The following is a 538-nucleotide window of genomic DNA, read 5'->3' on the forward strand; positions in this document are numbered from 1 at the left end:
GAGTTCGAGCCTGATGTCACGGGTGCGCTCGGAGGACCGGCCGGTCGCCGACGTCTCCCGCAGAAGTCCGCGCAGGTCACGCTCGAACGCCCCCCGCCGGTCACCGAACAGGTGGGGGGCCGCGCTGGACAGCGAGAACACCGAGGCGACCACCTCGTCGGCGCCGCGTTCGACGACGAGCCCGCCGGCCACGTCCAGCCGAGTGGGTTCCTGGAACCCCGCCGCCCGAAAGATGTCGCCCTCTCCTGAAAGGGTGCCCTGGGGCAGCACACCTCGCCCCGCCCGCCGGAGCGGGCCGAGGTAGTCGCGGACGAGCGAGACGATCGCCTCCCGGGGCGGCCGGGGATGCGGCAGCGCCTCGTCACCGGGAACGCCCTCGTGTGCGTGGTGGCGTGGACGAACACACACATGCCGCCGTCCGGTACCAGCATCCGGCGGACCGCGGCAGCGACCCTGGGGCGGTCGAGCCATTGGAACGACTGGGCGAAGGTGACGACCCGGAAGGCACCAAGCCCGCCTGGCAGGTCCTCGGCGCGCA

General features: G+C 72.9%; 1 pseudogene. It reads right to left on the reverse strand.

The features are described from left to right. Positions 1-408: pseudogene (locus AC559T_RS16730) on the reverse strand (class I SAM-dependent methyltransferase); the annotation flags it as partial. Positions 409-538 lie beyond the last annotated feature (130 nt).

This window comes from Frankia sp. Hr75.2 (assembly GCF_949319125.1).
Lineage (GTDB): Bacteria > Actinomycetota > Actinomycetes > Frankiales > Frankiaceae > Parafrankia > Parafrankia soli.